Source organism: bacterium (genome assembly GCA_026129405.1).
Lineage (GTDB): Bacteria > Desulfobacterota > Binatia > DP-6 > DP-6 > JAHCID01.
The window spans coordinates 293239-300246 of sequence record JAHCID010000006.1 but is presented as its reverse complement, the minus strand read 5'-3'; the positions used below and the strand labels follow the sequence as shown (position 1 = coordinate 300246).

The following is a 7008-nucleotide window of genomic DNA, read 5'->3' as shown; positions in this document are numbered from 1 at the left end:
CGAGGAGCGCGGCTACCTCGAGCTTGAGCTCGGCCGGCGCGAGGCGGCGCTCGCGAGCCTCGAGCTCGCCCGCCGCCTCGGTCGCGACGGCTTCGCGGTCGAGCAGGCACGCGGCGATCTGCTGCTCGCCGGCGGCGACGCCACGGGTGCCCTCGCGGCCTACCGCGCGGCGTGGCGCGAGCGTCCCGACCCGCGGAGCGCGCTCGGGGCGGGCTACGCCTACGCGAAGCTCGGGAAGCCCGGCCTCGCCGTCGAGGAGATCGAACGCGCGCTCGACGCGGCGCCGCTCCTCGCATCGGACGAGCGGCGCACCGCCCTCGCGACGCTCGGCTACCTGCGCGCCGAGCTCGGGCAGCATCGCGGCGCCGCCGCGGCGTGGACCGCGGCGCAGGCGATCGCGTTCGAGCCCGCCCTGGTGCTCCCGCTCGCACGCGAGCAGCGTCAGGACGGCGATCTCGACGCGGCCGCGGCCACGCTCGCAACCCTCGATCCACGATCGCTGTCCGCGGATGGATCCGCCGTGTGGTTCAGCGAGCGTGCCGCGATCGCGCGGGCACGCGCCGCGCGCCTGCCCGCCGGCGAGGCGGAGACGACGCCGCGTCGCGACGAGCTCCTGCGCGCGGCGGCAGGCGACCTCGAGGAGGCGCTGGCGCAGGAGCCCACGCCCGGCCGCGAGTACGAGCTCGGCCTCGTCTATCTCGACCAGGGCGAGCCCGAGCGGGCGATCCCGCCGCTCGAGCGCTCGCTCGCGAGCGGCCCGTTCGTGCCGGAGCACGCCGCGACGCTCGGCTACGCCTACCAGGCCGTCGGGCGCTGGGACGACGCGGGCCGGGAGCTGGCGCGATCGCTCGACGCCGACGGCGACCAGCTGGCGCTGTACGAGGACCTCGCCTACGTGCGCGTCAAGCAGGTCCGCAACGACGACGCGATCGCGCTCCTCGAGCAGGCGATCGACAACACGCCGCTCTACCCGGTGCACGACGCCGCCGAGCGCGCCGACCTCGACGCCCGCCGCCTGGCGATGCGCCGGGAGGTCAGCGAGCTGTCGCGGCGCTTCTCGCTGCTCGCCTACACGTCGATCTGCTTCGGGACCCGGAACTGTGAGGTGGGCGCGGTGGCGCCGTTGTCGGCGGGCGCCAGCAAATCGCAGGGCGGCGCCGAGCTCGCGGTTCGCCCGCCGGTGATCGGCTACCGCGACGGCCGCGTCTTCGAGGTCATCTCGCGCACCCTGTTCGAGCAGGAGGTGAACTCCATCGAGCCGCGCGGCAAGACCACGGTCGTCACGCTCGGCGTGCGCTACAAGCCGCTGTCGCTGGTCGACGGCTACCTCAGCGCCGAGCGGCTGTTCGGCGTCGGCGACGAAGCGCAGGACAACGTCCTCCTGCGCGGCACGCTCGGCTGGCAGCACGGCTACGCCATGCAGCCCGGCGTGGCGCGCTGGTGGTACACGACGCTCTACGCCGACGTGGCGCGGACCATGGAGGGACCGCGCGACTGGTTCCTCTACACCGAGGCCCGGCAGGGCATGACGTTCAACGTCTACGGCGACCGCACCATGGTGACGCCGCATCTCTACGGCCGCGGCCGCTTCCAGGTGGGCGACGGGCGCGATCTCCAGGAGGTCGATTTCGGGCTCGGCGTCGTGCTGCGCTGGCTGTTCCGCGCCGACACGTACCACGACTGGCAGTCGAGCGCGGAGCTGCTGCCGCGGATCGGCTACGACGCCTACAACAGCGACGGCCGCGACCTGACCCTGTCGCTGACCGCGATCGTGAGGTTCTGACGTGGAGCGGATCGTCGCGCGCGTCCTCGCGATCGTGCTGCTCCTCGCGGGGCTCGCGCAGCCCGTCACGGAGGCGTCCGCCGGTACCGCTGCCGCGTGCCGGGGCATCGACGGCTCGTTCCTCCAGCTCACGCGGGCCGACGCCCTGCGCCCGCGGGCGGACTGGGAGCGTCTGTTCGCCGACATGGCGGCGGTCGGCGTCGCGCAGGTCTTCGTGCAGTGGACCCTGGCCGACGGCGTGGCGTTCTACGCCCAGGATCCGCCGCGTGCGGACGACGTGCCGATGGTCGACCTGCTGCTCGCGCTCGCCGAGCAGCACGGCATGCGCGTCTGGCTCGGGCTCGCGCACGACGCCGGCTGGTGGGCGGGCATCGATCGCGCGCGGCCGGCGAACGAGGTCGACGTCTTCCTCGCGCGCCGCCGGCTCGCGAACCTCGCCGTGGCGCGGGCGCTCGCGCCGGCGGTCGCCGGCCGGCCGTCGTTCGCGGGCTGGTACGTGCCCGACGAGGTGGACGACCGGAACTGGCTCGACGCCGAGCGCACCGCGCTCGTCGCCGACTACCTGGCGACGCTCGGCCGCGAGCTGGCGCCGCTCGCGCCCGGCGCCGGGATCGCGGTCTCGGGGTTCGCGCAGGGCTGGGGAACGCCCGGGCAGGTGGCCGCGCTCTGGGGCACGGTCGCGGCGCGGGCGCCGCTCACGCTGCTGCTGTTCCAGGACGGCATCGGTGCCCGCAAGCTCGGGCTCGACGATCTGCCCGCGTACCTGCCGCGACTGCGCGCGGCGCTCGACCCGCACGGCAAGCGCCTCGGCGTGGTGGTCGAGCTGTTCGACGCGACGAGCCCCGAGGCCGGGACGGCGTTCGCCGCCGTGCCGGCACCGCTCGGCCGCGTCGAGCGCCAGCTCGGGATCGCCTGGCGCGAGGCGACCGGACCCGTCGTCGGGTTCAGCGTGCCGGACTACCTGAGCCCGTTCGGCGGCGCGGCGGCGGGGCGGGCGTACGCGGCGTACCGGGACTTCGTCGGGCGCTGCACGGCCGGGCGCGGAGCGCGGCCGCGATCACGGAGAACGGGGGACCGATGACGGACGAGCGAGATGGGCAGCAGAGGATCGTCTGCGTGGTGGGCACGCGCCCCGAGGCGATCAAGATGGCGCCGGTGATCGAGGCGCTCCGCCGCGAGCGCTGGGCGCGTCCCTACGTCCTCGTGACCGCGCAGCACCGCGAGATGCTCGATCAGGTGATGCAGCTCTTCGGCATCCGCGCCGACGACGACCTGAACGTCATGCGGCCGAACCAGCAGCTCCCCGCGCTGACCGCGCAGCTGATCACCGGCCTCGACGCCGCCTTCGCGCGCGCGCGGCCCGACGCCGTGCTGGCGCAGGGCGACACGACGACGGTGCTCTGCGCCGCGCTGGTGGCGTTCTATCGGCGCATCCCGTTCGGCCACGTCGAGGCCGGGCTGCGCACCGGCGACCTCGGCTACCCGTTCCCGGAGGAGGCGAACCGCGTGCTCGCGAGCCGGGTGACACGCTGGCACTTCGCGCCGACCGCAACCGCGCGCGCGAACCTGCTGCGCGAGGGCATCGACCCGGCGACGGTGCACGTCACCGGCAACACCGTGATCGACGCGCTCCTCAGCGTCGCCCCGCGTGCGCGCGGCGTCGACCTCGGGTTCGCGGCCGGCAAGCGTCTGCTCCTGATGACCGCACATCGGCGCGAGAACTTCGGCGCGCCGATGGAGGCGGTGTTCGCGGCCGTGCGCGAGCTGGCCGACCACTTCACCGACCTGGCGGTGCTCTACCCGGTGCACCCGAACCCCAACGTCAAGGAGCCGGCGGAGCGCATCCTCGGTGGACATCCCCGCATCCGCCTCGTGGCGCCGCTCGACTACGAGCCCTTCGTCGCGGCCATGTCGGCGGCGTACCTGGTCGTGACCGACTCGGGCGGGGTGCAGGAGGAGGCGCCGGCGCTCGGCAAGCCGGTCCTCGTGCTGCGCAACGAGACCGAGCGCCCGGAGGCGGTCGACGCGGGCGTCGTACGGCTCGTCGGTCCGGTGCGCGAGCGGATCGTCGAGGCGGTCGCCACGCTGCTCACCGACGCCAACGCGTACCGCGCGATGGCGCGCGGCGTCTCGCCGTACGGCGACGGCCATGCGGCCGGGCGCATCGTCGACGTGCTCGGACGGGATCTGCGCTGAGCGCCGGCGCGCGCGACCCGGCGGGCGGCGATGCGGCCGAGGAAGTCGCGATGCGAGCGTCGCGCGCGGACGGACGCGCTACGGCGCCACCGTCACCGCCCCTTCGAGCGGCAGGTCGCGTGACGACGAGCCGACCCGCACCTCGTAGGTGATCGGCTCGAGCACCCACGCGCCCGCGGCGCCGTCCCAGTAGGCGAGGTCCGCGGCGCGCAGATCGAAGGCCACGGTGCGGGTCTCGCCGGGGGCGAGGGTCACGCGCGCGAAGCCCTTCAGGTCGTGCACCGCGCGCTCGACGGCCGAGCCGCGGTAGCCGACGTAGAGCTGCGCCACCTCGTCGCCGGCCAGCGTGCCGGTGTTGGTGACGTCGGCCGTCACCCGCAGCCGGCCGTAGGGCGCGAGCGTCGGGGAGGAGACGGTGAGGTTGGCGTACGCGAAGGAGGTGTACGAGAGGCCGAAGCCGAAGGGGAAGAGCGGCGCGACCTCGGTGCGGTCGAGCCAGCGATAGCCGTGGAAGTAGCCGTACGGCACGGTGAGGCCGACGTTGTCGAAGGGCGGCAGGTCGGCCTCGGCGCGCGGGAAGCTGGCCGGCAGCTTGCCCGACGGAACGACGTCGCCGAACAGGATCTCGGCGATGGCGGTGCCGCCCGCCTGGCCCGGATACCACGCCATGAGGACGGCCCCGACGTCGTCCAGCCACGGCATGGTGAGCGCACCGCTGCCCTCGAGGACGACGATGGTGCGCGGGTTCAGTGCCGCCGCCGCCGCGATGAGCGCGTCCTGTCCGGCCGGCAGCGCGAGCGAATCGCGGTCGCCGCCGGAGATCAGGCCCTCGCCCTCGTCGGCGGCGGTGAGGCCGGCGACGACGACGACGGCGTCGGCTGCGGCGATCCGTGTCTGATCGTCGGGCGACAGCGCGCCCGATGCCACGTGCGAGACGGTGACCTCGCCGGCGGCCGCGGTGATCCCGGCGAGCGGAGTGATCGCGACCGTCGGCAGCGCGGCGCTGCTGCCGGTATCGCCGAGGTTGGCGACGTCGGCGAGATCGCCGACCACCACGATCGAGGTCGCCTGCGCGCGCGCGATGGGCAGGGCGCCGGCGTTCTTCAGCAGCACGATGCCCTTGCGCGCGACCTCGAGGGCCGTCGCCCCGTGCTCCGCGGTCTCCACGCGCGCCGGGTCCACCCGGGGCGGGTCGGTGTCGAGCCGGAAGCAGACCTCGGCGCGGAGCACGCGCCGGACGGCGGCGTCGATGCTGGCCGGCGACGCCTGGCCCTTCGCGACGGCGTTGGCCAGCGGCGCGCCGAAATAGGTGTCGCCCGGCATCTCGATGTCGAGGCCGGCGTCGAGCGACGCCAGCGTGCTGCGTGTTCCCAGCACCCAGTCGGACTCGACGAAGCCCTGGAAGGCCCAGTCGCCCTTCAGGACGTCGCGGAGCAGTGGGGCATTCTCGGCGCAGTAGGCGCCGTTCACCTTGTTGTAGGCGGTCATCACCGATCCGGCGTTGCCCTCGCGGACGGCGCTGCGGAAGTGCGGCAGGTAGATCTCGCGCAGCGTGCGGGCGTCGAGGACGACGTTCACGTTGAAGCGGGTGTCCTCGATGCTGTTGGCCGCGAAGTGCTTCGGGTTGGCGATGGCGCGGCGCTGGACGCCCCGGACGAAGCCGACGCCCATGCGCGACAGCAGATGCGTGTCTTCGCTGTAGGTCTCCTGCGCCCGTCCCCAACGGGGATGGCGGAGCATGTTGATCGTCGGCGCGAGCAGCACGCCGGCGCCGCGCGCCCGTGCCTCGGTTCCCATGACCTCGCCGACCCGGGCCTCCAGCGCCGGGTCCCAGGTGGCGCCACGCGCCATGCCGACCGGGAACGTGGTGCTGCGGCCGGTGGCGGCGCTCACCCCGCGCGGCCCGTCCACCAGCCCCAGCGCGGGCACGCCGAGGCGCGGCACCCCGGCCACCTGCCACACGCCGCCGACCATGGCGCCGGTCCCGTGCATGAGCCCGAGCTTCTCCTCGAGCGTCATCTGCGCCAGCAGCTCGTCGAGGCGCGCCTCCACCGCGACCGTCGCGTCGCCGCAGAATCCCTCGTGCGGGAACTCCGCGGCGAGGGCGCCGGCGCTGGCCGCCTCGGCCGCCGCGAGCACGCACTCCGCCGCGGCGGCGACGCTCCCGCCGCCGGCGCAGGGCGGGCCGAGGTAGGGCGCGTCGTCGCAGGCCGCGGTAATCTTGCGCAGGCCGGCGCGTCGCGCCGCCTCCAGCCGCGTCGCGGTCGCCGGGTGCGCGCTGCACGCCGTTCCCGGCGCGAGATCCTGCGGCGGGCGCAGCTTGCAGCGCTGGAGCAGACGCAGTCGCGTGAGCGCGGTCGTGGCCGCGACCGCCGACGTCTTGCGCTGGCACCGCCGCGCGCGTGCGGACGCGGTCGGCCGGCCGGCGTCCGCGACGCCCATGAGCGTGGCCGCCTCGGTCTCGTGGGTCGTGCGCAGGCAGGCGACCAGGGCAGCGATCGTGGTCACGCCGTCGCACTCGCCGCCGGGCGCGAGGTTGCGGGCGGTCGCGTCCGTACACTTCCGGGTGAGGCGCCTGGTCACGCGGGCCGCGGCACTGCCGCGGACCCGGGCGAGACAATCCGTGTCCGGCGCCAGCGTGCCGCGGCCGATCGCCTGGCGACAGCGGCCGGCGGACGCCAGCGAGCGGGCGAGCAGCGCGCGGCCGACGCTCGCCGTCGCCGCCTGGCATTTCTGCTCCGGCGATGCGGCGCCCTGCGCCGGAGCGGCGAAGGGCGCCAGGAAGGAAAGGGCGAGGACGACGGGAGCGGCACGGCGATGGAGTCCCACGAATGGTCGTGTACGAGGCCGGCGCGGGGACCGTCAATGCGAAGGGGCGTCCATGGTTCGCTGCGCCGCTCAGTGCGTCGCCGACATTCTGCCCCCGGGCGCGAACCAGGAGCGCGAGTCGCACGGCGGAGACGCCGGCCGCGTCGAAGCGTCGGCCGTTGCGTGGAGAGGTCGCGCGGCGCCCACGGACTCCGGGGCGC

At 74.8% G+C, this 7008-nt stretch carries 4 protein-coding genes; 3 read left to right on the top strand and 1 reads right to left on the bottom strand.

Annotated elements, in window-relative coordinates; all coding sequences use genetic code 11:
• From KIT14_20335 to wecB, 3 genes are all read left to right on the top strand, one after another.
• Positions 1-1783 (top strand): tetratricopeptide repeat protein (locus KIT14_20335; GenBank protein MCW5892868.1); only part of this gene is annotated, 1783 nt, incomplete at its 5' end.
• A gap of 1 nt (position 1784) precedes the next feature.
• Positions 1785-2864 carry a DUF4434 domain-containing protein gene (locus KIT14_20330; GenBank protein MCW5892867.1) on the top strand — a complete coding sequence of 360 codons (1080 nt, stop codon included), beginning with the start codon at positions 1785-1787 and terminating at the stop codon, positions 2862-2864.
• Positions 2861-3979: a UDP-N-acetylglucosamine 2-epimerase (non-hydrolyzing) gene (wecB, locus tag KIT14_20325; protein MCW5892866.1), complete on the top strand. Its 1119-nt coding sequence runs from the start codon at positions 2861-2863 to the stop codon at positions 3977-3979. Before KIT14_20330 ends, wecB begins: the two co-directional genes overlap by 4 nt.
• Positions 3980-4057: 78 nt before the next feature.
• Here wecB and KIT14_20320 read toward each other — a convergent pair whose 3' ends face one another.
• Positions 4058-6808: a glycoside hydrolase family 3 C-terminal domain-containing protein gene (locus KIT14_20320; GenBank protein MCW5892865.1), complete on the bottom strand. Its 2751-nt coding sequence runs from the start codon at positions 6806-6808 to the stop codon at positions 4058-4060.
• Positions 6809-7008: the final 200 nt, after the last annotated feature.

Bases quoted from the DNA above. Each gene is read 5' to 3' on its own strand.
- wecB (MCW5892866.1), top strand. From the start codon at position 2,861: ATGACGGACGAGCGAGATGGGCAGCAGAGGATCGTCTGCGTGGTGGGC.